Here is a 25300-nt window from a genome sequence, read left to right as displayed (position 1 = left end):
GGTACGGTGAGCGGGTGACCAGAGCCCGAGCATGACCGCCTCCGCCGACCCCGCCGAGACGCGCCGCCGCGCGGTGCTCGTGGTGGCCGTCCTCGCCTCCTTCGTCGCCTTCCTCGACGGCACCGTCGTCAACGTCGCCCTGCCCGCCATCACCCGCGAGCTCGGCGGCGGGCTCGCGGTGCAGCAGTGGGTGGTCGACGGGTACCTGATCACGCTCGGCGCGCTGATCCTCGTGGCCGGCTCGCTCGCCGACCGCATCGGCCGGGCCCGCAGCATGACCATCGGCCTGATCGGCTTCGGTGTCACCTCGCTGCTGTGCGCGCTGGCCCCCACCGCCGAGGTCCTCATCGTGGCGCGGATGCTCCAGGGCGCCGCCGGCGCGATCCTCGTGCCCAGCTCGCTCGCCCTCATCATCGCGACCGTCCACGGCGCCGCGCAGGCCCGGACCATCGGCGCGTGGACGGCCTGGACCGGCACGGCGACGATCGCCGGCCCCGTGCTCGGCGGCCTGCTGGTGGACGCGGGCTCGTGGCGGTACGTCTTCGCGCTCAACCTGCTGCCGATCGCGGTGACCCTGGTCCTGCTGCGCAGGCTCGGCGCGGTCGACTCGGGGACCCGGGTGCCGATCGACGGCGTCGGCGCGGTGCTCGGGGTGATCGGCCTGGGAGGGCCGGTGTTCGCGCTGATCGAGCAGGAGCGGCTCGGGATCCAGCATCCGCTCGTGCTGACCGCCCTGATCGGGGGAGTCGCCGCCCTCGTCGCGTTCGTCGTGTGGGAGCGGCGCGCGGCGCATCCGATGCTGCCGCTGTCGCTCTTCGCGTCGCGGAACTTCACCGTCGGCAACGTCTCGACGGCGTTCGTCTACGGCGCGCTCTCCTTCGGCTTCTTCGCGCTGGGCCTGTTCCTGCAGCAGACCCTGGGCTTCTCGGCGACCCTGGCCGGGCTCGCGACGCTCCCGCCGACGATCCTGCTGCTCCTGCTCTCGCAGGTCTCCGGGTCGTTGTCGGCGCGGTTCGGCCCGCGGCTCTTCATGGGCGTCGGACCGCTGATCGCCGCGGCCGGGTTCCTCCTGCTCTCCTTCGTCGACGAGGGCGCCGACTACGCCACGCAGCTGCTCCCGGGGATCCTCCTCTTCGGCTTCGGCCTCGCGGTGACGGTCGCCCCGCTGACCTCGACGATCCTCGGCGCGGTCGAGGACGGGCACAGCGGAGTCGGCTCCGCCGTGAACAACGCCGTCTCGCGCATCGCCGGGCTGGTCGCCATCGCCGCGACCTCGCTCGTGGTCGGCGACTCGCTCGACGTCGAGGGCTTCTCCCGTGCCGCCGTCGCGACCTCCGCCCTCCTGGTCGCCGGCGGCGTCGTCTCCCTCCTCGGCATCCGCAACCCGGCTCCCGCCGACCGCTGACGACTGCTCGGGGAGCGTCTCCGACCCCCGTCCGGGGTGCGGCGCTCCGTGTTCACGCGGTGTCCGCCGATCCTTCGACGGAACGTGGATGAAATAGTTGTCGCTACATGGAATACTGATCGACGTCGATGCGCTTGCATACATCGGACGGGGACGCTCTCCCCGCGACGACCGTCACACTCGAGGAGAAACCATGACCGACACCGTCACCATCCCCGGCTACAAGGCCGGCACCTGGGTCATCGACCCCACCCACAGCGAGGTCGCGTTCAGCGTCCGCCACCTGATGATCAGCAAGGTCAAGGGCAAGTTCGAGCGCTTCACCGCCACGTTCACCACCGGCGAGAACCCGCTCGACTCCAAGGTCGAGGCCACCGCCGAGGTCGCCTCCGTCAACACCAACGAGCCCAACCGCGACGGCCACCTCCGCACCGGCGACTTCTTCGAGGCCGAGCAGTACCCGGAGATCCACTTCGTCTCGACCGCCGTCCGCCCGAACGGCGACGACTTCCTCGTCGACGGCGAGCTCACCATCAAGGGCACCACCAAGCCCGTCACCTTCGAGGTGGAGTTCGGCGGCTTCGGCACCGACCCCTACGGCAACTACAAGGCCGGCCTCACCGCCAAGGCCACCATCGACCGCACCGACTTCGGTCTGACCTACAACGCGGCCCTCGAGACCGGTGGCGTGCTCATCGGCGAGAAGGTCACCATCACCCTCGACCTGCAGGCCGCCCACCAGGCGTAGTCCGAGCCGATCGACCGGAGCCGTCCCTCCCCCCGGGGAGCGGACGGCTCCGTCGTTCCCGGAGCCGGTGCGGGATCAGAGGATGCCGAGCTCCGTCAGCTGCTCGGAGATGCCCGCGCCGTCGGGCGCGAAGACCCAGGTCGTGCCGCTGGTCAGGGAGCGGTCTTCGGCCTTGGAGCGGCCTCCCGCGAGCACCGCCTCGCCGGTGGAGAGCTGGCGGATCGCGATCGCCGCGACCTTGTCGGGGTGCTCGTCCGCGAAGTCGGAGTAGATCTCCTCGTCGTGCTGCCCGTCGTCGCCGACCAGCAGCCAGCGCACGTCCGGGAACTCGGCCGCGAGTCGGCGGAGGTTCATCTCCTTGTGCTGCTTGCCGCTGCGGAACCAGCGGTCGTGCGTCGGGCCCCAGTCGGTCAGGAGGAGCGCTCCGGCCGGGTACAGGTGCCGCGAGAGGAATCGGGTGAGCGCCGGGGCGACGTTCCACGCGCCGGTGGAGAGGTAGATGACCGGGGAGCCCTCGTACTGCCGGGCGAAGCGGTCGAGGAAGACCGCCATGCCGGGCGTGGGCATCCGGGCGTGCTCGTCGAGCACGAAGGTGTTCCAGGCGGCGACGAAGGGGCGGGGGAGCGCGGTGACCATCACCGTGTCGTCCACGTCCGACACGACGCCCAGCCGCGCCTCCGGACGCACGATGAACACGGGCGCCTCGACGGGCTTCGAGCCCGCGGTCGAGAAGGTGATGGTGTGCCAGCCGGGCTCGAGCGTGATCGGGAGATCCGCGTCGACGACTCCGCCGCGATCGGCCGTCACCCGGTGGGTCTGCCCGTCGGCCTCGACGGTCACGACGGCCCCGCTCACGAAGACGCTGGTGAAGCTCCGCCAGCCGCGCACGCCCTCGACGGGGCGGACCTCCTCGACTCCGGGAGGGGTCGGCCGCGTGTAGAGGACGCGGGCCAGGACGCGCAGCTGCGTCGTCGAGCCGTAGCCGGTGTAGGGGATGACCCTCGGGACGTAGCCCTTGCGCTTCACGCGCCTCATCCGGAAGGAGTGGAGTCGGTCCTCGAGGCGGGCGGCGCGGTGCATGACCTCCGCCTTGCCCGCGCTCAGGGGCTTGCTCTCGGGCGTCAGCGGCATCCGCCCAGTCTGTCAGACCGGATGCCGGACCGCGGATCGCGCTCTCACGCGATCGTCAGGCTCCGGTCGGCTCGATCAGCTCGGGGCCGTTCGCCGAGACGGAGCCCACGGCCGCACCGACGCCGTGCACCTCGAGCTCCTCGGCCAGCTCGGCCGCGCCCTCGGCGGCCGCGCGCAGCAGCTCGCCGTCCCCGGGGGAGGCCGGGTCCAGCCAGTCCTCGATCAGCTCCGGCTGCAGCAGCACGGGCATCCGCTCGTGCACCTCGGCGAGCGGCCCGACGGAGGGGCGGGTGAGGACCGTCGCCGAGAGCAGCCACGGAGAGCCCGGCTGGGCCGAGCGCCACCACTCGTAGAGACCGGCGAAGAGGAGGAGCGAGCCCTCGCCCGGCGAGACGTAGACGGGTGCCTTCGCCCCGTCCGCGCCGACCCGCCACTCGTACCAGCCCGAGGCGGGCACGATCGCGCGCCGGGAGGCGTAGGACTCGCGGAACGACGGCTTCTCGGCGACGGACTCGATCCGCGCGTTGAACAGCGGCGGCCCCGCGGACGGGTCGGCGGCGGAGCGGGGCACCAGGCCCCAGCGGGCTCCGGCGAGCCGGCGCCGCGGCGGGCTGCCCTCCTCGACCCCCTTCATCGACTCCGCGACGACGGCGATCCGCTGGGTCGGCGCGATGTTCCAGGACGGCTCCGGCAGGTCGGCGCCCGGCTCGTCGATGTCGAAGAGCGCCACCAGGTCGGCGGTGGTCTGCGAGAGGACGAAGCGTCCGCACATGGTTTCTCCCGGGTGGATCGGACCCGCGGAGCCGTCGCCCTTCCGGGGGCGCGAAACACGAGGGACTTTCGATGAGACGACCCCGACCGGCGGTCGCCGTGCGTACGATTGTAGGAACCACGACCGAAGGAGCCCGCCGTGCCTCTTGGAAACCTCGTCGATCGACCGTTCGGTGAATCGTCCCAGGTCCGCAACGAGCCGGTGCAGGTGCGCAGCGCCGCCCGTCTCGCCTCGCTGCTCGACGCGGCGGCCGCCGTTGTCGACGAGGTCGGCTTCGACCGCCTGACCACGGCGATGGTCGCCGAGCGCGCGGGAGCCGCGATCGGCACGGTCTACCGCTACTTCCCGGACCGCATCGCCGTCCTCCAGGCGCTGCGCGAGCGGGCCCTCGAGCGCTTCCGCCGCCGCGTCATCACCGAGATCCGCGACACCCACCCGGGCAACTGGTGGGGCGCGGTCGACTGCGCCATCGACGCCTTCTGCGAGATGCACCGCAACGAGCCGGGCTTCCGCTCCATCCGCTTCGTCGACACGATCCACGCCCCCGAGGTCGCGGGCGAGGCGTTCGAGGCCGGCTTCTTCGCCCGCCGCTTCGCCGAGATCCTCGCGTCCGAGTACGGCCTCCCGGGCGGCGCGCAGCTGTCCTTCCGCCTCGAGGTGACCATCGAGGTCGCGGACGCGCTGCTCACGCGCGCGTTTCTCATCGACCCCAACGGCGACCAGCGCTTCATCGACGAGAGCCGCTCGCTGCTGCGCCACTACATGACCTCGCACTACGGAGCCGTCGAGGAGTCCTGACCCGCCCGGGCTGTCAAGGCCCTAGTCGCTCCCGGAACATCCCGCAACACTTCGCGGTCCGGGTTGGCAGGCGGCTGCTATTGGTGTTTTCCTTGCCGCCTGGCCCCGTTCGGGGCCGCGGGCCGTGCAACGGCCGGACGCGCGGAGCGAGAGCGGGCACAGTCGTGGATCAGGGACAGATCGGCGCGCACACCGCCGGACGGCGGGCGGCCTCGTGATCGAGTTCCGCAACGTCAGCAAGCAGTACCCGGATGGCACGCGGGCGGTCGACGACTTCTCGCTCGTGCTGCCCTCCCGGCAGACGACCGTCTTCGTCGGCTCCTCGGGCTGCGGGAAGACCACGATCCTCCGCATGATCAACCGGATGATCGAGCCGACCTCCGGCACCATCGAGATCGACGGCGAGGACATCTCCTCCCTGCCCGCCGTCGCGCTCCGCCGCCGCATCGGCTACGTGATGCAGAACTCCGGCCTGCTGCCGCACCGCAAGGTCATCGACAACATCGCGACCGTGCCGCGGCTGAACGGGGTCGCCAAGAAGCAGGCGCACGCCCGCGCGCTCGAGCTGATGGACACGGTCGGACTGGACCGTGCGCTCGCCGCCCGGTACCCCAGCCAGCTCTCCGGCGGCCAGCAGCAGCGCGTCGGCGTGGCGCGCGGCCTCGCGGTCGACCCGAACATCCTGCTGATGGACGAGCCGTTCGGCGCGGTCGACCCTCTCGTGCGCGCCGACCTGCAGCGCGAGACCCTGCGGCTCCAGGACGAGCTCGACAAGACCGTGGTCTTCGTCACCCACGACATCGACGAGGCGTTCCTCCTCGGCGACCAGGTCGTCATCCTCGAGAAGGGCGGCCGGATCGCGCAGAAGGGCTCGCCCGCCGAGATCCTGGCGAACCCCGCGAGCGAGTTCGTCGCCGGCTTCGTCGGTGCCGACCGCGGCAAGCGCTCGCTCCGGATCGAGGAGCGCGACGGCGCCCGCATCGTGGTCGACGGCGACGGGCGCCCGACCGGAGTGCTGCGCGCGCAGGACGGCCCCGCCGCGTGAACTGGGTCGTCAACAACACGGACGCGATCGTCGCGAACCTGCTGGCGCACCTGGCCCTGTCGGTCCCGCCGATCCTGCTCAGCTTCCTCGTCTCGCTGCCGTTCGGCTGGTTCGCGAACCGCTACCGCTGGAGCCGCGGCACCCTGCTGACAGGGCTCGGCGTGCTCTACGCCATCCCCTCGCTGGCCATGTTCATCCTGCTGCCGGTCCTGCTGGGCATCCCGCTCCGCTCGACCGCCAACGTGATCACGGGCCTCACCCTGTACGGCGTCGCGCTGATGGTCCGCACCACCTCGGACGCACTGGGCGCGGTGTCGGACGACGTCCGCCAGTCGGCGACCGCGATGGGCTACTCCGGCTGGGCGCGCTTCTGGCGGGTCGAGTTCCCGCTGGCCGGTCCGGTCCTGCTCTCGGGCCTGCGCGTGGTCACGGTCAGCACGGTCAGCCTGGTGACGGTCGGCGCGGTGCTCGGGATCCAGAGCCTCGGCCTGCTCTTCACCGACGGCTTCCAGCGCGGCATCACCGGTGAGATCGTCACGGGCATCGTCCTCACGATCGTCCTCGCGCTGGTGCTCGACGGACTGCTGGTGCTGATCGGCCGTCTCCTCATGCCCTGGACGGCTCTGGACCGCACGCGCCGCTCGCGCAGACCGGTCGCGGTCGAGAGGGCGGTGACGTCGTGAACCTCATCGCCGAGGCCTTCGCCTGGATCGCCGACCCCGCGCACTGGACCGGGGTCTACGCGATCCCGACCCGCGTCGCCCAGCACGTCGGCATCAGCCTGCTGGTGCTCGTGATCGCGGCCGCGATCGCGATCCCGATCGGCTACCTGATCGGGCACACCGGGCGCGGCAAGGGCATCGCCGTGCCGGTCGCAGGCGGCCTGCGCGCCCTGCCGACGCTGGGCGTGCTCGTCCTCGCGGCGATGAGCCTGGGGCTCGGCCTCGGCGCTCCGGTGATCGCCCTCGTCGTGCTCGCGATCCCGTCGGTGCTCGCCGGAGCGTACTCCGGGCTCGAGGCGGTCGACCGCCGCACGGTCGACGCGGCGCGCTCGATGGGCATGACCGAGTGGCAGATCCTGACGAAGGTCGAGATCCCGCTGGGGCTGCCGCTGCTGATCGGCGGGCTCCGCTCGGCGGCGCTGCAGATCATCGCGACCGCCACGCTCGCCGACTACATCGGCGCCGGCGGCCTCGGGCAGTACATCTTCCGCGGAGTGAAGTCGGGGGACTACCCGCAGATGCTCGCCGGCTCGATCCTGGTGATCGTGCTGACGCTCCTCAGCGAGGTCCTCTTCGCCCTCCTCCAGCGGCTCGCCGTGCCGCGCGGAGTCGTGCTCGGCCTGGCCGGCACCGCCGGCCGCACAGGTTCCCGCGCCTCGTCGCCCCGACGACGCGCGGTGATGGGAATCCCCATCGAAGAAGGGAAATAGCAATGTTCACAGCACATTTCACGAAGGGCCGTGTCGCGCTCAGCGCACTCGCGGTCGGTGCCGTCGTGGCACTGGCAGGGTGTTCCTCGAGCGATCCGCTCGATGAGGGATCGGGTGCGACTGCGGGCAGCGAGACCATCGTGGTCGGCTCGCAGGACTACTACTCGAACGAGATCCTCGCCGAGATCTACGCGCAGGCGCTGGAGAACGACGGCTTCACCGTCGACCGCCAGCTGCGCATCGGCCAGCGCGAGATCTACCTGCCCGAGATCGAGAGCGGATCCATCGACGTCTTCCCGGAGTACGACGGCAGCCTCCTGCAGGCGCTCGAGCCCGACGCGACGGCCACCACTGCCGACGACGTGTACTCCGCGCTCGGCGACGCGCTGCCCGACGGCCTCCGCGCCCTCGACGCCGCCGAGGCCAGCGACCAGAACTCGTACACCGTCACCCAGGCCTTCGCCGACAAGTGGGACCTGACCGACATCGCGTCGCTCAAGAACGTCACCGACCCGATCGTGGTCGGCGGCAACTCCGAGCTGCAGACGCGCCCCTACGGGCCCGACACCCTGCAGTCGAAGTACGGCATCACGACCACCTTCCAGGCGATCGAGGACAGCGGCGGATCGACCACCGTCGACGCGCTCACCAGCGACCAGATCCAGCTGGCGAACGTCTACACGGCCGACCCGAACATCCAGAAGAACGACCTCGTCGCTCTCGAGGACCCGGACGGACTGTTCGTGGCCGACAACGTCGTGCCGATCGTCTCGAGCAAGATCACGGACGACGCGGCCGAGGTGCTGAACGCGGTCAGCGCGAAGCTCACGGCGGACGACCTCGTCGCCCTCAACTCCGAGAGCGTCAACGAGCAGAAGTCCGCGTCCGCGATCGCGGGCGAGTGGCTGAAGTCGGCGGGTCTCGTCGACTGATCCTCCCCGGATCCACGCCCGGAGGCGCGTCACTCGTCGAGGTGACGCGCCTCCGCTCTGTTCAGGAGCTTCTTCCCGAGGAGCACGAGCAGGGCGAAGACGACGATGACGCCCACGAAGACGTAGCCGGCGCCGTGCAGGCTCTCCGAGAGCTCCCGGTAGCTGCCGGCCGCGGCCGCGCCGACGCCGACGTAGGCGGACGACCAGAGCACGCACGCCGGGATCGTCCAGGCCATGAAGGTCCGGTAGCGCATCCCGCTCATCCCCACCGTCAGCGGGATCAGCGAGTGCAGCACCGGCAGGAATCGCGAGAGGAACACGGCGAACCCGCCGCGCCGCGCGAGGTAGCGCTCGGCCTTCAGCCAGTTCTTCTCGCCGAGCCGGCGTCCCAGACGCGACGCGCGGATCCGCGGCCCGAACCAGCGGCCGAGGTAGAAGCCGACGGACTCGCCGGAGAGGGCGCCGATGACGACCGTGACGGCCAGCGCCACGAACTGCAGCGGGCTGGTCACGCCGGTCGCGCTGACGATCACGATCGTGTCGCCGGGGACGACGAGGCCCGCCAGGATCGTGGTCTCGAAGAAGATCGCGAGTCCGGCGAGGAGCGTCCGCCAGACCGGGGGGACGCTGACGACGAAGTCCAGGATCCCGGTGAGGGTGTCGTTCACCGGGCGCCCCCGCCCGCCGCGGACTCGATCGGGGGCTGGGGCCGACGGCGGCTCCGAATGCTCGGCATGGCTCGATCGTAGGGGCGCACGGCTGGGCGGCGGCAGGGCTGCGCCCCGGAGGCCGGTGGACGCCGAGCGGTCAGGGGACGGCGACGAGCGCGGAGGCCGCCGGGCCGGTGCCGTTCGCCGTGACCGCCTGCACCGAGAGGGTGTAGCTGCGGCCCGGGACCAGCTTCGTGAAGGTCTGCGAGCGCTTGGTCGCGGCGACCACGGCGCTCCAGGCTCCGGCTCCGCTCGTGTCGGACCCGTCGCGCGACACCCGGTAGCCGGTGACCGCCGAGCCACCGGTCCCCGCGGGGGGCGACCACGCGAGCGTCGCCGTGCCGTCCGAGCCCGCCGTGGCGGTGACCGCGGTCGGCGCGCCGGGGAGCCCGGCGGCGACGAGGGTCGCCGTCAGCGTGGTGCTGCTCCCGGGAGTGACGACGCTGTGCGAGGCGGCGCCGCCGTCCGACCAGGACGAGAACCGGTAGGCCGTGCCCGACGCGTCGGTCTGGTCCGGGACCTCCAGCTGGAGGGCCGAGCCCGCCCACGACACGACGGTCGTGCCTCCGGCGACCTCGGTGCCGTTGACGACGACCGTCCGGCCGGCGGGAGCGGTGGCCAGGGTGACGGAGACCTTCTGCGGGGAGAACGTCCGCGTCGCCGTCGTCGACACTCCGCTCGAGTCCGTCGCCGTGACGCTGATCAGGAGGTCGCTGTCCGCGGCGGCGGCGAGGTCCTCCGGACCGGGGGCGACGAAGGAGAGGTCGTTCCCCGCCAGCGGCCCGAGGAAGGGATGCGTGTGCTGAGCGTGGCGGCGCTGGACGGTCCAGGTGAGCGCCGAGGCGGGCAGGACGCCGTCCTCGGCGTCGGTCGCCGTGGCGCGGAGGCCGTAGCTCCGGCCCGTGACGAACACCCCTCCGTCGGCGGGTGCGGTGATGCTCACCGTCGGGGCACTGTCGCCCGAGGTGATCCTCGTCGTCGCGGGGGCGGAGACGGCTCCCTTCGGATCGCGGACGCGGAGGGACGCGGTCCAGCTGCCGGCGGCGTAGCTGTGGGTGAAGGTCGGGCCGGTCGTGATGCGGTCGGGGGTGCCGTCGCCGAACGACCACAGGTAGGTCAGGGCACCGCCCTCCGGGTCGCTGCTGCCCGAGCCGTTCAGCCGCGCGGCGAGAGGAGCCGCGCCGGAGGAGGGGGCGGCGGTGAGGGCCGCGGTCGGAGCGCGGTTCGCCGCGGCGGTGTAGGCGAGGCGCCGGACCTCGCCGCCGTTCGCGTAGCTGGTGTAGAAGAGGTCCTGGGTCCCGCGCGAGGGACCGAAGGCCATGGCGACGGCGCTGCTGCCGCCGAGGCCGGTCACGAGGTCGCCGGCCGCGCCGGTGCGGCCGAGGGTCCGGATCTTCCCGCACACGTAGTCGCCGAAGAGGTACGCGCCGTCGTAGGCGGCCGGCCAGACGCCGCGGGGGACGTAGGCGCCGCCCGTGATCGAGGCGCAGCCGCTGCTGTGCGCGTAGTCGTGGACCGGGTCGGTGAGCCCGGCGGGCGCCGCGGCTCCGCAGTTCGAGGCCGAGCCGGTCTTCGCGCAGTGGCCCTCACGGGTGTTCCAGCCGTAGTCGGCGCCGGCGACGCCCTGGTCGATCTCCTCCCAGGCGTCCTGGCCCACGTCGTTGATGCGGAAGACGGTGCCGGTCGCGTTCGGGTCGAAGGCCATCCGGAACGGATTGCGCAGGCCGCTCGCGAACGTCTCGCGGCAGCGCAGGCCCGCGGCGGCCGGGGCGAGCCGGCAGGAGGCGGTCCCGGTGCCCAGGTAGGGGTTGCCGGCCGGGACGCCGCCGGTGAGGGTGATCCGGAGGATCTTGCCGTTCAGGATGTTCGGGTCGCGGGCGGCGTCGTTCCGGCCGCCGCAGCCGCTGCCGCCCGGCGAGCCGACCCCGCCGCGGTAGTCGCAGCCGCCGTCGCCGACGCTGACGTAGAGCAGGCCGTCCTTGCCGATGGCGAGGTCGCCGCCGTTGTGGTTGCTCGCGGGGGAGTAGATGCCGTCGAGGAGGACGCGCTCGGAGGCCGGGTCGATGCGGTCGTCGGTGCCGAGCTGGAACGAGGAGACGCGGTTGCGCGGGGCTCCCGCGGGGTTCACCGTGCCGCCGGCGTTGGTCGGGCAGGAGGAGTCGGAGCCCTTCGCGGTGTAGTAGACGACGACGGTGCGCGAGCCCGGTGCCGGGTCGACCGCGAGGCCGAGCACACCGCGCTCGCCGTTGGCGCAGACCTTCGAGCGCAGGTCGAGGGCCGGGGTGGCGATAAGGCTGCCTCCGCGGATCACCCGGATCGCTCCGGTCTGCGAGGAGACGAGGGTGCGCCCGTCGGTCGTGAAGGCGAGGGCGGTCGGCGCGGGGACGGCCGCCACCCGCGAGTCGGTGAAGCCGGCGGGCACGACGGGAGCGGCGGACGCCGGACCCGCGGGCCCGGCGACGAGCGCGGCGGCCGTGATCGCCAGGACGGTGAGCAGGGCGAGACCGCGGGGGCGGATCCTCGAGCGGGGCATCGGTGACTCCGAGACGGTCGGCGCTGCTGAGCGAGCGGCGGTCTGCGGCGGTGCAGAGGGCGCTGTCGGCGATGACGCGGGGCCAGGATAGGCGCGCGCGGCGGAGGGGCCGTGTCCCCCTTCAGGGTCAACACTGGGGGCTCCGGGCGCGGTGTCCCCGGGCCGCTCACGTCGAGCGGGCTGCAGTGCGTCGGCCCGCCGGTTCACTCCAGAGCGGGCAGGACCACCGCGCGGACCGCCTCCGAGAACCGGGCGTAGCCGGCCTCGTCGAAGTGCAGGCCGTCGTCGACGAAGAGGGAGGGGTCGACAGAGCCGTCGGAGGTGACGAGCGCGTCGGCGGTGGGGACGAAAGTGACGCGGTCGTCCGTCTCGGCGTAGGCGCTGACCGCGGTGTTGGCGGCGCGGACCTCGGCACCGACGGAGGCGCGGGCGGGCGTCTCCGCGATCTCGACGTAGAACAGCTCGGCGTCGGGGGCGACCTCCTCCACACGCTGGAGGTACTCGACGACGGCGCCGGCGGTCTGGGCGCCGGTGCGCGAGCCCTCCTCGCCGCTGATGTCGTTCGCCCCCACGTACACGATCACGGCGCGCGGATCGAAGGGGGCGACCATGCGGTCCAGCCACGCGAGGTGATCGGCGACGGTCGTGCCGCCGATCCCGATGTTGTAGGTCTCGAGCGGGCGCAGGTCCTCCTTGGAGGTCGTCCAGCGGCCGATCGTGGAGCTGCCCGTGAGGACGATGCTGTGCTGCGGGAACCCGGCGGCGAAGCGCTTCTCGAGACCGGCGACGCGCTCGGCCATGTCGACGGAGGAGGTCGGGCCGGGGTCGGGGGAGCTCGCGGCCGGAGCGCCCGCGCCTCCGCTCCGCGAGGCGAGCGAGAGGGCGATGCCCGCGCAGGCGAGGACCAGCGCGAGCACCAGCAGCGCGACCAGGAGGCGGAGTCGGATGCGGCGGGCGCCGGGGGCGGAGCCGGGGGGCGTCGCTCGAGTCATGGCTCGATCTTCGGGCATCGGCGGGGGCGCGTCGTCCACGAGGAGGCCGTCCGAGGACCCGCGCACCTGTTGGCCGTCTCTCCGTCACCGGATCGCCGTGATCGGATCCGTGCAGAACATCACAGAGGATGCACAGCCGTGCGACACTTGCACATCGCCATCGTCATCGTCGCCGCCGGCCGACTTCCGATGGACGATCACGACGAGGACTCATGGCACGCGCACGCATCACCTGGGTGGACACGGCGAAGGGCATCGCGATCATCCTGGTCGCCCTGGCCCACTCCGTGCAGTGGACCACGACGGCCGGGATCGCCCCCGACTCGTGGAACGAGATCAACCTCCTCCTCATCACCTTCCGGATGCCGCTGTTCTTCCTCGCCTCGGGGCTGTTCGCCGGCTCCGTGCTCACCCGGTCGTGGCCGGAGCTCTGGCGTTCGCGGCTGAGCCTGCTGGTCTGGGCCTTCCTGCTCTGGTCCGTGGTGCGGTTCCTCTTCTTCCTGGTGGTGCCCAACCCGGGCGGCACCGACGAGTCCGACCCGCTCGCGCTGCTCCTCCAGCCGGTGATGCCGCACAACGGGCTCTGGTTCCTCTACGCGCTCACGATCTTCTTCGTGGCCGCCAAGCTCGCGCAGGGCCGGATCGACTGGCGGGTGCAGATCGGCATCGCGACCGCGATCGCCGTGGTCTGGTACGCCGTCCGCTCCAGCACCTCCGAGGGCACCGGGAACATCGCCTGGGACGGCATGGCCCGCTACCTGATGTTCTTCCTGCTCGGCCTCTACCTGCGGAACGCGGTGATCGCGTTCGTGGAGCGCCGCGGGATCGTCAGCGGAGTCGGCTTCGGCGTGCTGTTCCTCGTGCTCGCCGGCGTGATCCTCGCCGTCCGCGCCCGCTTCCCGCTGCTGACGATCGGGCTGGTCCTGGTGAGCGTGCTGGCGGTCCTCGCCGGGCTCGTGGTCGCCCGCTTCCTCTCGAACCGGCGCGGCGCGGGCTGGATCACCTTCATCGGCCGCAACACGCTCCCGGTGTACGTGGTGCACGTCCTCTTCGTCTCGCTCGCCACGAGCGCCCTGCTGCTCTTCGACGGAGAGCGCTGGCTCGACGTCATCGGGCCGGTCGTGCCGCTCCTGGTCTGCGCGATCGGCGTCGCTGCGGCGCTGGGCTTTTGGCGCCTCACCCGCGACCTGCCCGTGCTGAAGTACGGCTTCCAGGCGCCCGCCTGGTTCTCCGGCTCCCGCTCGCGCGTCGACGCCGGCTGACCGCGGGGCGCCAGCCGACGGCGCCTCGGCATCGGCCCCGGGATTCTCTTCACCGGGCGAGTCCGTCGATGCGTCGCGCGGTGGACGGATTCCCACGGCCGATCTCGCGGATGTGCGCCTGGCAATCCGCTGAAGGCCCGTGAGAGGAAGTCTCAGCGCTCCGTGGCCCGCCTGATCGCTCGGCGTCGAGAGGCCGGCGGCGGCGCGTCCGACGGAGGCGAGCCCCGCTCGGCAGTCGTCGCGCGGTGGACTCCCTCGACGTCGAGAGGGACTGTCTCGACGTCGAGCGACCGGTCGGCGGGAGTGCTCGGAGGGGCGTCCGGGGCCACCCCGGAAAGGGTGCCGCCCAGAGCTCGCGGAAGGCCGCACATCCGCCCCAGTACTGGGATCGGGGGCCGTCGGACCCCTCCCGCCCACCTACTCTCGGAGCTGTGAACGAACTCCTGGACCCGCTCCTGCTGTCGAGATGGCAGTTCGGTCTGACGACGATCTACCACTTCCTGTTCGTGCCGCTCACGATCGGCATGGCGCTCACCGTCGCGATCTTCCAGACCTGCTGGGTGCGCACCGGGAAGGTGCACTACCTGCAGCTGACGAAGTTCTTCGGGAAGCTCTTCCTGATCAACTTCGCGATGGGCGTCGTGACCGGGATCGTCCAGGAGTTCCAGTTCGGGATGAATTGGAGCGACTACTCCCGCTTCGTCGGCGACGTCTTCGGGGCACCGCTGGCGTTCGAGGGCCTGCTCGCCTTCTTCCTCGAGGCGACCTTCATCGGCCTCTGGATCTTCGGCTGGGACAAGCTGCCCGAGAAGCTGCACCTGGCCACCATCTGGCTGACCACGCTGGGCACCACGCTCTCGGCCTACTTCATCATCGCCGCGAACGCGTTCATGCAGAACCCGGTCGGCTTCCGCATCAACGAGACCAAGGGCCGCGCGGAGCTCACCGACATCTGGGCACTCCTGACCAACAAGGTCGCGCTCGCCGCCTTCCCGCACACGATCTTCGCCTGCTTCATGGTCTCGGCCGCCGTCATCATCAGCGTCGCGGCCTACCACCTCTCGCGGAACCAGCACCTCGAGACCATGCGCCCCGCACTGAAGTTCGGCGCCTGGATGATGCTCGTCAGCGGCGGCCTGACCCTGTTCACCGGCGACTCGCTCGGCCTCGCGATGGTCGACACGCAGCCGATGAAGATGGCGGCCGCGGAGGCGCTCTACAGGACCTCCACGGGCGTCGACGCCTCCTTCTCCGTCTTCACCTGGGGCACGCCGGACGGCTCGAGCGAGCTGTTCTCGATCCGCATCCCCTACCTGCTCTCCTTCCTCTCGACGCACACCTTCACCGGCACGGTCGAGGGCATCAACGACCTCCAGGCGCAGTACACCCAGGTCTACGGACCCGGCGACTACACGCCGATCATCTGGGTCACCTACTGGTCGTTCCGCTGGATGATGGCCCTCGGCGTCCTGGCCATCGGCGTCGCCGCGGCCGGCCTCTGGTTCACCCGGAAGGGCCGCGAGCCGAAGCAGTGGATGTGGAAGGTCGCGATCTGGGCCGCCCCGCTGCCGCTGATGGCGATGATCGTGGGCTGGGTCTTCACCGAGATGGGCCGCCAGCCGTGGCTCGTGTTCGGACTGCTGAAGACCGCCGACGGAGTCTCGCCCGGAGTGAGCGGCCTCGAGGTCCTGATCTCGCTGCTCGCCTTCACCGCGATCTACGGCACGCTCGCCGTGGTCGAGTTCCGCCTGATCAAGCGGGCCGCGCAGGCCGGCCCCGACGACGCTCCCGAGGTCGACGAGGAGAGCGGTCGCCCGCAGCTCGTCGGCACCGTCTACTAGGAGGCACCCCTCATGGATCTCGCCGTCCTCTGGTTCTGGATCGTCGCGTTCTTCTTCATCGGCTACTTCGTCCTCGACGGGTTCGACTTCGGTGTCGGCATGTCGCTCCCGTTCCTCGGGCGCGACGACACCGACCGCCGCGTGCTGATCAACACGATCGGCCCGGTGTGGGACCTGAACGAGACGTGGGTGATCGTCGCCGGCGCCGCCCTGTTCGCCGCGTTCCCGGAGTGGTACGCCACGCTCTTCAGCGGGTTCTACCTGCCGCTTCTGCTCATCCTGCTCGCGCTGATCGCCCGCGGCGTCTCGTTCGAGTACCGGCACCAGCGTCCGGAGGCGCAGTGGAAGCGGCGCTTCGACACGATGATCGTCGTCGGCTCCGCGGTGCCCGCCTTCCTCTGGGGCGTGGCCTTCGCGAACATCGTGCAGGGCGTCCCGATGGACGCCGACCACAACTACATCGGCACCGTCCTGGACCTGCTGAACCCCTACGCCCTGCTGGGCGGAGCGACGACCCTCCTGCTCTTCTTCACGCACGGAGTCGTCTTCGTCGCCCTGAAGACGGAGGGGGAGATCCGCGAGCGTGCGCGCCGCCTGGCGACCCGCGCGGGGCTGCTCACCGTGGTCGTCGCCGCGGTCTTCCTGGCCTGGACCAACCTCGGCCAGGGGAGCACCGCCTCCTGGGCGCTCTCGGCGGGCGCGGCCGCGACCCTCGTCGGCGGCTGGCTCGCGATCACGCGGGGCCGGGAGGGACGCGCCTTCGCGCTGCTGGCCGGCACCATCGCGCTCGCCGTGCTCGCCCTCTTCGCGACGCTGTTCCCCGCGGTGATGCCGGCCTCGAACGTCCCCGCCTACGGGCTGACGATCGAGAACGCCTCCAGCACGCCCTATACGCTGACGGTCATGAGTTGGACCGCCCTGGTGTTCGTGCCGCTCATCGTCGGCTACCAGGCCTGGACCTACTGGATCTTCCGCAAGCGCATCAGCCGCGCGCACATCCCGGTCGACGCCCACTGACGTGAAGCCCCTCGATCCGCGCCTGCTCCGCTACGCCCGGGCGGCCCGCGTGTTCCTCCTGCTCGGCGGGGCGCTCGCGCTGGCCAGGACCCTGGCGATCGTCGCCTTCGCGTGGCTGGTGGCGCAGCTGGTGGCCGGTGCGGTCGACGGGAGGAGCGCCGATGATCTCGCGCCGCTGCTGGCCGCCCTGCTCGCGGTCGTCGCTGCGCGGGCGGCTCTCGCCTGGGCGACCGAGGTGAACGCGGTGCGCGGAGGAGCAGGAGCGACGGCGCAGCTGCGGCAGGCGGTCCTCGCCGCACTGGTCGAGCTCGGCCCGGCGGGCCGCTCCGAAGGGGGCTCGGGCGGGGTCGTCGCGCTGCTGGGCGGCGGACTGGACTCTCTCGACGGCTACTTCGCCCGCTACCTCCCGCAGCTGATCGCCACCGCGGTGGCGACGCCGCTCGTGACGCTCGTGGTCTTCCTCGCCGATCCGCTCAGCGCGGTGTTCCTGGTGGTGACCCTGCCGCTCATCCCGGTGTTCATGGTGCTGATCGGCTGGGCGACCCAGGCCGTGCAGGCGCGGCAGTGGGAGCGGCTGCAGGCGCTCGCGTCCGGCTTCGTCGACACCGTCGGCGGCCTCGCGACGCTCAAGATCTTCGGGCGGGCCGAGCGGCAGGCGATGCGGATCCGCGCGCTGACCGAGGACTACCGCGTGCACACGATGAAGGTGCTGCGGGTGACCTTCGTCAGCGGCTTCGTGCTGGAGCTCGCCGGCTCGCTCTCGGTCGCGCTGGTCGCCGTCTCGATCGGGCTGCGGCTCGTCGACGGCTCGCTGGGGCTGGCCGTCGGGCTGTTCGTCCTGGTGCTGGCGCCGGACGTGTTCCTGCCGGTGCGCCAGGTCGGTGCCGAGTTCCATGCGGCGGCGGACGGGGTGCAGGCGGCGGACCGCGCCTTCGCCGTCCTCGAGCGCGCGGCGGCCCTGCCCGCTCGCAGGAAGGCCCCGGCGGCGACGGGGGCGCTCGAGCTGCGGGGTCTCGCGGTCGACGACGGACGCGGGCGGACGCTCGCTCCTGTCGACGCGGTGCTCCCCGTCGGGTCGATCACCGTGGTGACCGGGCCCAGCGGGTCGGGGAAGTCGACGCTGCTCGCCGCGCTCGCGGGCTTCGTGCCCTTCTCGGGCACGCTGCTGCTCGGCGGGTCGCCGGTCGCGGAGCTGCGGTCGACGCTCGCCTGGGCGGGCCAGCGGCCCGACCTGCTCCCGGGGAGCGTCGCCTCCGCCGTCGGGCTCGGAGCACTCTCGCCGGACCCCGAGCGCGTGCGGCGGGCCCTGGCGATCGCCGCCGTCGACGTGGACCCCGAGCGCCGGCTCGACGCCGAGGGGACGGGCCTCTCGGGCGGGCAGAGCGCCCGCGTCGCCGTCGCCCGCGCCGTGCACCGCCTGCTCGAGCGCGGGTGCGCGGTGCTGGCCCTGGACGAGCCGACCGCCGCCCTCGACGACGAGTCCGAGCGGGCGCTGCTCGCCGGACTCCGGACGCTGGCGGAGAGCGGGACGATCGTCGTCGTCGCCAGCCACCGGCCCGCGACGGTCGCGGCGGCCGACGCCGTGATCGCCCTGGCGCCGGCGGGGGCGGTCGCGAGGTGAACCGCTCCGACGTCCTCCGCGCCGCGATGCCCGGGCCGCGCCGCTTCCTGCCGGGGCTGTCCTTCGGTCTGCTCTCCTCTTCGGCCGTCGTGGCGCTGCTGGCCTGCTCGGCCTGGCTGATCGTCCGCGCGGCCGAGCAGCCGCCGATCCTGTTCCTCTCCATGGCCGTCGTGGGCGTGCGGGCGTTCGCGCTGGCGCGGGCCTTCTTCCGCTACCTCGAGCGGCTGACCGGCCACGACGCCGCCTTCCGCGCGCTCGCGGAGCTCCGGGCGGGCGTCTACGAGCGCCTGGTGCCGGTCGCGCCGGACGGGCTGGGCCGCGTGCGCCGCGGCGACCTGGTCTCCCGGGTGGTATCGGACGTCGACGCCCAGCAGGATGTGCCGCTGCGCGTCGTGCAACCGCTGGTCGTCGCGGCGCTGGTCGCTGCGGTCTCCGTGGTCGGCGTCTCGCTGCTGCTGCCGGCGATGGGCGCCGTGCTGCTGGCGCTGCTCGTCCTCGCCTTCGCCGGCGGGGCTCTGGGCGCCGGCCGGCTCTCCGCGCAGGCGGACCGCGAGCTGGCGCCGTTGCGCGGGGAGCTGGCCGAGCGCCTCAACCTGCTGGTCACCCGCCTCGACGTGCTCATCGCCTTCGATGCGGCGGGTGACGCTCTGGCGGACGTGGCACGCGCGGAGGAGTCGCTCGCCCGGGCGGCGCGACGACGGGCCGCATCCGCCGGACTTGCCGCGGCCGTCCTCGCCCTCTGCTCGGGCGGTGCGGTCTGGGCGGGCCTCGTGCTCGGGATCCCGGTGATCGGCGACCTCGGCGGTCCGGCGCTGGGAGTCGTCGCGCTCGTGCCGCTCGCGGTCTTCGAGGTCGCCGCCGCCGCGCCGCTCGCCGTGCAGGCGGCGCGCACCGCGCTCTCGAGCGCTCAGCGGCTGGCCGATCTGGACGCCGAGGCGGCGTCGCCGGCGCTCGCGACCGACGCGGACGTGGACCCGGACGCCTCGGAACCCCGGGGCGCCGGCATCGTCCTGCGCGACCTGTCGGTGAGCTGGCCCGGCGCGCACACGCCCGCGCTGCGGGGCGTCTCGCTCGACCTGCCGGAGGGTGCGCGCGTCCTCGTCACCGGCGGCAGCGGGTCCGGGAAGACCACGCTCGCGCACGCTCTGGTGCGCTTCCTCGACCACTCCGGCAGCTACCTCCTGGGCGGAGTCGAGGCGCGCACGCTGCCGCAGGCGGAGGTGCGGAAGCGGGTCGGGCTCGTGGAGCAGCAGCCGTACCTCTTCGACGACACGATCCGGCAGAACCTCCTCTTCGCGCGGCCCGAGGCCGACGCCGCCGTGCTCGAGGCGGTGCTGGAGCGGGTCGGGCTCGGGCCCTGGGTCGCTGCACGCGGCGGGCTCGACGCGCGGGTGGGGGAGCGGGGCTCGCTCGTCTCGGGCGGCCAGGCTCAGCGGATCGCCCTCGCTCGCGCACTCCTGGCCGACTTCCGCGTCCTGGTGCTGGACGAGCCGACGGCGTCGGTGGACGCTCCCGTGGCCGACGCTCTGCTCGGGGATCTGCTCCGCGCCGCCGAGGGGCGGACGGTGGTCCTGATCGCGCACCGGGTCGATCCCGGCCTGGAGTTCGACACGCGGATCCGGGTGGCGGACGGCACGGCGGCTCAGGAGCACCGGGCCGCCTGAGCAGGCGCCCGGCTCCGCGGGGCGGTCGGTCCGAGCGGCCGTTCAGCCGTGCTCCGTCGGGACCGAGGCCCGCGCCAGGGCGGCCGCGCGCGCCAGGCGCCCGCCCTCCGCCCCCCAGCGGACGAGGACCGCGTCCGCCCGGGTCCGCGCCGCACCGCGCAGCCCTGCCAGGAGCGGAGCGACGACGTCGCGGGCCAGCGGGTCGCTCAGCTCGTCCACGCGGGAGTCGCGGACGAAGCCCTCGAGCCGGGTGAGGTCGGAGCCGCGCAGCCACTCGGCTCGGGACTGCAGCAGCACGACGGCCGCCAGCCGCGGCTCGAACACCGCCGGCTCCCACAGCTCGGAGGAGAGGGCGGTCACGTCGTCGTGCTCGAGCGAGCGGAACTTCCTCAGCGCGTCGCGGACGGTGCCGCGGACCGCCCCGACCGAGGCGCCTGTCGAGTCGAGCCCTGATCCCAGGCGCTCGCGCACGTCCTGCGCGCGCCAGACGTCGCCCTCGTACTCCAGGGCCGAGCGGATGAAGTCGCCGGGGTCGCTCACCCCTCCATCATGCGTCGCGCGTCAGCCCCGGCTGGCCCAGACGGCCCGTCCGATGCCGTCGTACTCGACGAGGCGGCCGTCGTTCTGCAGTACGAGGCGGTAGGGCGCGACGACGCCGCTCTGGCCGATGCCGAAGGAGATCCTCGGGAACCGCAGCCAGAGGATCCGGGAGTCGGCCACGTCGAGCCGGCCCTCGGAGCTCATCGAGAAGGCGGCACCGGAGGCGGAGGAGGTGTTCGTCGCCCAGTCCGCGCCGTTCGGCCCGTAGACGACGAAGTTGCCGTCGCGCTGCATCTCCGCCCGCCACTGCCCGCTCGCCGAGGTCAGCCGCGTGCCCGCGACGACCAGGCCGCTCGGGGAGAGCGAGTCGCGCACGACGAGCGCGGCACTGCTCCAGAGGACGCCGGAGTCGTCCGCGATCCGGAGATCGCCCTCGCGGAGGACCATCGTGGCGCCCGGCTCGCCGGACGTGTCCGAGGCCCACAGGGGCGCGCCGTCCGCGGTGTAGACCACGGCGTTCCCGTCTTCCTGCATCCGGAGGACGTTGCCCCGGCCGCGGGTGCCGCTCGCCCAGAGAGCCCCGCCCTGTCCGTAGACGACGAGGTTGCCGTCCGCCTGCATCACCGCCGTGGTGCCTCCCTGGGTGGCGAGCCGGTTCCCCGCGTAGAGGGAGCTGCCGCGGCGGAGGGTGTCGGTGCGCGGCTCGTCGATCCGGCCGCCGATGCTGCTGGCCCAGGCGGCCGAGCCGCTGCGGCGGTAGATCACGAGATTGCCGTCGTCCTGCATCCGCAGCTCGCCGCCCGGGTCGGCCACCGTGCCGCTCGCCCAGACCGGGCGCCCGTCCGCGGCGTACACGACGAGGTTGCCGTCGTCCTGCATCCGCAGGCTGTCGCCGCGCCCCTGCGTGCCCGAGGCCCAGGTGGGACGGCCGCCGGCGGCGTAGACCACGGCGTTGCCGTCGGTCTGCATCACGAGGGAGGAGGCGCCGTCGGGGGACACCAGGCGCTCGCCGCGCGCGAGCTGCTCGCCGGCACGGAGGACCGCGGCGGAGGCGACGGCGGAGGACGCCGAGGGCGGGGCCTCGACCGCGGCGGCGGGCAGCGAGCCCAGCAGGAGCGCGCTCGTGGCGGCGAGCGCCGCGAGGGAGGCGGTCAGGGAGCGGCCGGAGGGGAGATGCGTCATCGCAGGTGTCCTGTCGGGGAGGGCGGCGGGGTCGGGGGAATCGTCCCACGGCGGGGGAGACGACGACGCCCCCCGGTCCGGGGACCAGGGGGCGTCGTGGCGGAGGGGCGTCAGCCGCGGCTGGCCCAGACCGCGCGGCGGCTGTCGTACTCGACGAGGTTGCCGTCGTCCTGCATGACGAGCTTGTAGGGGCCGACCGACGCGGCGGGCGGGACGACCGACCATCCGCTCGTCGTCTCGGTGCCCACGGCGATCTGGCCGCTGGTGTCGAGGGCGAAGAAGCCGCCTGCGCGGGTGGTCTTCGACGCCCAGATCGGGCCGTTCTTGCCGTAGACGACGAAGTTGCCGTCCGCCTGCATCACCGCTCGGTAGACGCCGTTCGCGGAGCGGAGGAAGCTGCCCGCCTCGAGCGAGTTCGCCGCGTAGAGCGTGGTCGAGGGGAAGGCGGCCTGGCTGGTCCAGATCACGTCGTCGGACGGGTTCACGATGATCAGCGAGCCGGCGTTGTTGATGCCCAGGCGGAGGTCCTTTCCGCGCGTGCCCGAGAACCACTTGACGGAGCCGTCGGAGCCGTAGATGACGGCGTTGCCGTCCTTCTGCATGGTGATGCGGTTGCCGGAGCCGCCGGTGCCGGTGCCCCAGACGGCGCCCTGGGGGCCGTAGCCGACGAAGTTGCCGTCGTTCTGCATGACGGCGCTGAAGCGGCCGTCGGCGGAGGTGAGCTGGTGGACGGGGCGGAGGGTCTGCTCCGTGAACAGCGTGTCGGTCACCGGCTCGGCGATGACGCGGCGGACGCTGCTCGCCCAGGCGGGCGAGCCGTTCTCGCGGTAGACGACGAGGTTGCCGTCGGGCTGCATGATCACCGAGGCGCCCGCCTCGTTGATCGTGTTCGTGCTCCACACGGGGCCGCCCTTGGCGGAGTAGACGACCATGTTGCCGTCGGTCTGCATGACCAGGTGGTCGCCGCGGCCCTGGGTGTTCGTGGCGAAGGTGGGGCGGCCCTGCGGGTCGTAGACCACGGCGTTGCCGTCGGTCTGCATCCGGAACGAGTAGCCGTTCGTGCCCGAGACGATCCGCTGTCCGGCGGCCAGCTCCTCGCCGCCGACGAGGGCGTTGTAGTAGCTGACGGCCGCGCGGGCGGTCTGCTGGGCGGCCTCGGGCGACTCGCTCGCGGGAGCGAGGCCGGTCGGCGCCTCCTCGGAGGAGGACAGGGGCTTCTGCGGGTTCTCCGCGGCGAGGGCCGGGGTCGCGCCGAAGAGCAGGGCACCGGTCGCGACGAGCGCGATCAGCCCGGAGGCGAGGGGGCGGGGGGAGGGGGAACGCGTCATCGCAGGACTTTCTCGAGTGGCCGGCGGGGGCCGGGAGAGGGGGTACTCGATGCTCGCACGGCGGACGCACGAGTGCGACCGGAACGGGGGCCCTCCGTCTGGGGGACGCGCGGGAGCTGAGGTCCTCCGCGGGTCAGAGCGCCGGGAGGGGCCGCCTGAGAGCGTCCAGCCGCTTCCGCCAGGCGTCCAGGCGGCCCGGCTCCGCGGCGAGCGCCGGTCCGTCCACCCAGGCGGTCGCCAGCCGGAGACCGTGCAGGGCGTTGGCCGTCCAGACCTCACGGCCTTCCAGCGACGCCGGCTCGGCCGGGGCCTCGATCACGTCCACACCGAGCGCGCCGGCGAGCACAGAGACCGTGCGGGCCGTCACGCTGCGCACGCGGGTGCTCGTCGCCGGAGGGACGACCAGCGCGTCGCCCAGCCACCACAGGATCGCGCTGCTCGCTCCGTCGATGACGGCGCCCTCGGCGTCGAGCAGCACGGCCTCGTCCGCTCCCGCGGCGTGCGCGCGCGTCCGCAGGAGGGCGAGACGTGCGATGTCCGGCCCCTTCCAGGACGGTGTCCGGCGCGGATCCACGGGGCTCGTCCACAGCACCACGGAGCGGGTCGTCGGCGGGGCGGATCGCAGCCGGAGCCGCAGGGCGCCTCCCGAGAGCTCGACGCGGGGGAAGGAGCGGCCCTCGCGGGGCAGGGCGGCGATCGCGGCGTGGAGGAACGGCTCGACGTCCGGGTGCCCGCCCGCCGAAGCGACGGAGGCGGCGAACCGCTCGCGGTGCAGGTCGAGCCCGCGGACGCGTCCCTCGTCCACCAGCCAGGAGTCGGCCGCGTCCAGGAAGGTGCCGGGCGGCTCGGGAACGCTCGTCAGGGCCCGCCCGTCCCACTCCCGAACCTGCTCGCCGTCCACGACCGCCTACGCTAGCCCAGTGGTCTCGGAGGATCGGCACGTCCGCTCGATCGAGCTGCCCTGGGTCGATCCGGAGCTCGCGCACCACGCCCTGTTCGCCTCGGCCGAGACGTCGTTCTGGCTCGACTCGGGCCTCGGAGCGGCGAGCGGCCGCTCCTACCTCGGGGCGTGCGCCCGCGAGGACGTGCTCCTCGTCGAGGCCGGCGGCGACGTGGCGGCGGCGCTCGCCGCGGTCGACGACGAGGCCCCCGCGGGCGACCGCGCGCTCGGCCGCTACGGCTGGATCTCCTACGAGGCGGGAGCCGCCTCCGTCTCCCTGCCCTCGGCGCCGACCGGCCCCGCGGATCCGCCGGCCCTCGCCCTGCTCCGGGGCGACCCCGTGCTCGAGTTCGACCACGGCACTCGGACCGTCCGCCTGGTCGCCACGGGAGACGTGCAGGAGCTCACCGCGCGCCTGCTCGAGCTCGTCGGCGCGCCCGCACCCGCGGACCCCGCGAGTCCCGAGCCCGCCGGCGACCCGGTCCGCCGCCACTCCGCCGCCGAGTACACGGCGCTGATCGGCCGCTGCCAGGAGGCCATCCGCGCGGGGGACGCCTACCAGCTCTGCCTCACCGACGAGATCGTCGTCGAGGGCCGGTTCGATCCGGTCGAGGCGTATCGTCGCCTCCGCCGCTCCAGCCCGAGCCATCACGGCGGGCTGATCCGCCTCGGCCCGCTCGCGCTCGTCAGCGCCTCGCCCGAGCGGTTCCTCACCGGCGGGGCCGATGGACGCGTCGCCACGCATCCCATCAAGGGCACGCGCCCCCGGGGCCGGGACGCCGACGAGGACCGCGCGCTCCGGGACGAGCTCGTGTCGAGCGTGAAGGAGCGGGCCGAGAACGTGATGATCGTGGACCTCGTCCGCAACGACCTCGCCCGGATCGCCGCCCCCGGCTCCGTCGTCGTCGACCGCCTGCTCGAGGTGGAGAGCTACCCGCACGTCCACCAGCTGGTCAGCGAGGTCTCGGCCCGCCGGGCGCCCGGCGTCGGGATCGCCGAGCTGATCGCAGCCCTCTTCCCGGCCGGCTCGATGACGGGAGCGCCCAAGCGCCGGGCCGTGGAGCTGCTGCGGGAGTGGGAGGGCGGTCCCCGCGGCGTCTACTCCGGCGCCTTCGGCCGCCTGGGCTCGGACGGCTCGCTGGACCTCGCGATGACGATCCGCACCCTCGTGCTCGACGGCGAGCGCGCCCGCCTGGGGACCGGCGGCGGCATCACCGCGCTCTCGGTGCCGGAGGAGGAGGTCGAGGAGACGCGGCTGAAGGCGCGGGCGCTCCTCGCGGTGCTGGGCGCCGCCGAGGAGTGAGCGGGCGCCGCGTTCGTCTGCCGTGCGCGCGGGGCCAGTAGGGTTGATGGTCGAACGCAGCCGCCCACGCGTGCGCGTTCTCCCCCTCCTTCAGAAGTGAGAAG

Annotated in this window: 22 protein-coding genes; 13 read left to right on the top strand and 9 right to left on the bottom strand. The window is 72.9% G+C overall.

Going from position 1 to position 25300, the window contains the following annotated elements; translation table 11 throughout:
• The first annotated feature begins 31 nt into the window (after positions 1–31).
• Both C5C59_RS08710 and C5C59_RS08705 read left to right on the top strand, forming a co-directional pair.
• Positions 32–1405, top strand: a complete 1374-nt coding sequence (locus tag C5C59_RS08710; RefSeq protein WP_104225629.1) for a DHA2 family efflux MFS transporter permease subunit — start codon at positions 32–34, stop codon at positions 1403–1405.
• Positions 1406–1598: 193 nt separating this feature from the next.
• The gene (locus C5C59_RS08705) at positions 1599–2153 is read left to right on the top strand and encodes a YceI family protein (protein WP_104237910.1); all 555 of its coding nucleotides are present in this window, start codon (positions 1599–1601) and stop codon (positions 2151–2153) included.
• Positions 2154–2228: 75 nt separating this feature from the next.
• Here C5C59_RS08705 and C5C59_RS08700 read toward each other — a convergent pair whose 3' ends face one another.
• The gene (locus C5C59_RS08700; protein WP_244229442.1) at positions 2229–3284 is read right to left on the bottom strand and encodes an App1 family protein; all 1056 of its coding nucleotides are present in this window, start codon (positions 3282–3284) and stop codon (positions 2229–2231) included.
• A 55-nt stretch (positions 3285–3339) separates the two neighbouring features.
• Complete coding sequence (locus tag C5C59_RS08695) at positions 3340–4056, bottom strand: SOS response-associated peptidase (RefSeq protein ID WP_104237911.1); 717 nt, start codon at positions 4054–4056, stop codon at positions 3340–3342.
• A gap of 138 nt (positions 4057–4194) precedes the next feature.
• On the opposite strand from C5C59_RS08695, the gene C5C59_RS08690 reads away from it, so the two are divergent.
• The 5 genes from C5C59_RS08690 to C5C59_RS08670 all read left to right on the top strand — a co-directional run bounded on the left by C5C59_RS08690 (position 4195) and on the right by C5C59_RS08670 (position 8263).
• The gene (locus C5C59_RS08690; RefSeq protein ID WP_104223107.1) at positions 4195–4854 is read left to right on the top strand and encodes a TetR/AcrR family transcriptional regulator; all 660 of its coding nucleotides are present in this window, start codon (positions 4195–4197) and stop codon (positions 4852–4854) included.
• Positions 4855–5068: 214 nt separating this feature from the next.
• Positions 5069–5899, top strand: a complete 831-nt coding sequence (locus tag C5C59_RS08685) for an ABC transporter ATP-binding protein (protein ID WP_104225631.1) — start codon at positions 5069–5071, stop codon at positions 5897–5899.
• Positions 5896–6582 carry an ABC transporter permease gene (locus C5C59_RS08680; protein ID WP_104223109.1) on the top strand — a complete coding sequence of 229 codons (687 nt, stop codon included), beginning with the start codon at positions 5896–5898 and terminating at the stop codon, positions 6580–6582. The genes C5C59_RS08685 and C5C59_RS08680 overlap by 4 nt, the downstream gene beginning before the upstream one ends.
• On the top strand, positions 6579–7331 hold the full coding sequence (locus C5C59_RS08675; protein WP_104225632.1) for an ABC transporter permease: 753 nt from the start codon (positions 6579–6581) through the stop codon (positions 7329–7331). The genes C5C59_RS08680 and C5C59_RS08675 overlap by 4 nt, the downstream gene beginning before the upstream one ends.
• 2 nt (positions 7332–7333) lie before the next feature.
• The gene (locus C5C59_RS08670; protein ID WP_104223111.1) at positions 7334–8263 is read left to right on the top strand and encodes an ABC transporter substrate-binding protein; all 930 of its coding nucleotides are present in this window, start codon (positions 7334–7336) and stop codon (positions 8261–8263) included.
• A 29-nt stretch (positions 8264–8292) separates the two neighbouring features.
• Here the strand turns inward: C5C59_RS08670 and C5C59_RS08665 are convergent, their stop codons facing one another.
• The 3 genes from C5C59_RS08665 to C5C59_RS08655 form a co-directional block, all read right to left on the bottom strand.
• Positions 8293–8931, bottom strand: coding sequence for a DedA family protein (locus C5C59_RS08665; protein ID WP_104237912.1), 639 nt, complete (start codon positions 8929–8931; stop codon positions 8293–8295).
• Positions 8932–9070: 139 nt separating this feature from the next.
• Positions 9071–11506, bottom strand: a complete 2436-nt coding sequence (locus tag C5C59_RS08660) for a PQQ-dependent sugar dehydrogenase (protein ID WP_104237913.1) — start codon at positions 11504–11506, stop codon at positions 9071–9073.
• A 203-nt stretch (positions 11507–11709) separates the two neighbouring features.
• Positions 11710–12498 carry a GDSL-type esterase/lipase family protein gene (locus C5C59_RS08655; RefSeq protein WP_181134866.1) on the bottom strand — a complete coding sequence of 263 codons (789 nt, stop codon included), beginning with the start codon at positions 12496–12498 and terminating at the stop codon, positions 11710–11712.
• 212 nt (positions 12499–12710) lie between these two features.
• Between C5C59_RS08655 and C5C59_RS08650 the strand changes: the two genes are divergently transcribed.
• The 5 genes from C5C59_RS08650 (at position 12711) to cydC (ending at position 19903) form a co-directional block, all read left to right on the top strand.
• Positions 12711–13760 carry an acyltransferase family protein gene (locus C5C59_RS08650; protein WP_181134865.1) on the top strand — a complete coding sequence of 350 codons (1050 nt, stop codon included), beginning with the start codon at positions 12711–12713 and terminating at the stop codon, positions 13758–13760.
• Positions 13761–14191: 431 nt separating this feature from the next.
• On the top strand, positions 14192–15601 hold the full coding sequence (locus tag C5C59_RS08645) for a cytochrome ubiquinol oxidase subunit I (RefSeq protein ID WP_104237916.1): 1410 nt from the start codon (positions 14192–14194) through the stop codon (positions 15599–15601).
• A 12-nt stretch (positions 15602–15613) separates the two neighbouring features.
• Positions 15614–16618, top strand: coding sequence for a cytochrome d ubiquinol oxidase subunit II (gene cydB / locus C5C59_RS08640; RefSeq protein ID WP_104237917.1), 1005 nt, complete (start codon positions 15614–15616; stop codon positions 16616–16618).
• A 1-nt stretch (position 16619) separates the two neighbouring features.
• On the top strand, positions 16620–18239 hold the full coding sequence (gene cydD / locus C5C59_RS08635) for a thiol reductant ABC exporter subunit CydD (RefSeq protein ID WP_104237918.1): 1620 nt from the start codon (positions 16620–16622) through the stop codon (positions 18237–18239).
• The gene (gene cydC / locus C5C59_RS08630; RefSeq protein WP_104237919.1) at positions 18236–19903 is read left to right on the top strand and encodes a thiol reductant ABC exporter subunit CydC; all 1668 of its coding nucleotides are present in this window, start codon (positions 18236–18238) and stop codon (positions 19901–19903) included. Before cydD ends, cydC begins: the two co-directional genes overlap by 4 nt.
• Before the next feature lie 42 nt (positions 19904–19945).
• Here cydC and C5C59_RS08625 read toward each other — a convergent pair whose 3' ends face one another.
• The 4 genes from C5C59_RS08625 to C5C59_RS08610 form a co-directional block, all read right to left on the bottom strand.
• On the bottom strand, positions 19946–20443 hold the full coding sequence (locus tag C5C59_RS08625) for a DNA alkylation repair protein (RefSeq protein WP_104237920.1): 498 nt from the start codon (positions 20441–20443) through the stop codon (positions 19946–19948).
• Between the two features lie 21 nt (positions 20444–20464).
• A complete protein-coding gene (locus tag C5C59_RS08620) occupies positions 20465–21625 on the bottom strand; it encodes a hypothetical protein (protein ID WP_181134864.1) in 1161 nt (386 codons plus the stop codon).
• 110 nt (positions 21626–21735) lie between these two features.
• Positions 21736–22953, bottom strand: coding sequence for a hypothetical protein (locus C5C59_RS08615; protein ID WP_104251260.1), 1218 nt, complete (start codon positions 22951–22953; stop codon positions 21736–21738).
• Positions 22954–23086: 133 nt separating this feature from the next.
• Positions 23087–23854: an aminotransferase class IV gene (locus C5C59_RS08610; protein ID WP_104239308.1), complete on the bottom strand. Its 768-nt coding sequence runs from the start codon at positions 23852–23854 to the stop codon at positions 23087–23089.
• A 19-nt stretch (positions 23855–23873) separates the two neighbouring features.
• Here C5C59_RS08610 and pabB point away from each other — a divergent pair, with 19 nt between their 5' ends.
• The gene (pabB, locus tag C5C59_RS08605) at positions 23874–25196 is read left to right on the top strand and encodes an aminodeoxychorismate synthase component I (protein ID WP_104239307.1); all 1323 of its coding nucleotides are present in this window, start codon (positions 23874–23876) and stop codon (positions 25194–25196) included.
• Positions 25197–25300 lie beyond the last annotated feature (104 nt).

Source organism: Rathayibacter sp. AY1F4 (genome assembly GCF_002931775.1).
In the GTDB taxonomy this organism is placed as follows: Bacteria; Actinomycetota; Actinomycetes; order Actinomycetales; family Microbacteriaceae; genus Rathayibacter.
This window is presented reverse-complemented; position numbering and strand designations above follow the sequence as displayed.